The organism is Streptomyces sp. AC627_RSS907, from assembly GCF_019049165.1.
This window is the reverse complement of record NZ_JAGMUE010001504.1, coordinates 1-724: the sequence shown is the minus strand read 5'-3', so window position 1 is coordinate 724 and position 724 is coordinate 1. Positions and strand designations below refer to the sequence as shown.

The 724-nt window shown below is 73.2% G+C and carries 1 protein-coding gene; it reads right to left on the bottom strand.

Annotated features, from left to right (window positions below):
• The coding region (locus KUM32_RS42695) for an AMP-binding protein (RefSeq protein WP_217146937.1) at positions 1 to 724 on the bottom strand (724 nt) is incomplete at both ends.

The following is a 724-nucleotide window of genomic DNA, read 5'->3' as shown; positions in this document are numbered from 1 at the left end:
CCTTGACCTGGTCGTCGAGGCGTCCGAGGATCTCGAACCTTCCGGCCCTGTTCCGGGCGCGGTCCCCGGTCCGGTACAGGCGCCGGCCGGCGAACGGCCCGTCCGCCGGGACGAGGAACCGCTCGGCGGTCAACCCGGGTCGGTGGTGGTAGCCGGCGGCCACGCCGTCGCCACCGATGTACAGCTCGCCGGACGCACCGGCGGGCAGCAGCCGGCCGTCTGGGCCCAGCACCACCATGCGGTAGTTCGTCAGCGGGCCGCCGACGCTCACGCGTGTGCCCGCGTCGGGGCTTGCCGGGTGAAGCCGCTGCGCGGAGCACCAGACGGTGCCCTCGGTCGGCCCGTACTCGTTGTCCAGGGCCGCGCCGGGGACGCGGAGGGCGTGTTCGCGGATGTCGTCCGGGCCGCACGCCTCGCCGCCGATCGCCACGACCCTCAGCCGTGACCGCCAGCCGACGGGCAGCGTCCTCACCAGCTGGCGGTAGAACGACGCGGTGAAGTTGACGTGCGTGACATCGCGTCGTTCGACGAGGGAACGGATCGCGTCGGCGTCCCGGGCGTGGTCGGCGGTGTCCGGAAGCACGATGGTGCCGCCCGACCACAACGTCCACAGCATCATGTGCGGTGCGACGTCGAAGATCACCGGGAGGGTGACCAGGGTCTTGACCGCCGGGCCGGGCTCGGTTCCGGCGGCGTCCAGGAACCGGGTCCGGGCGTGCACCGC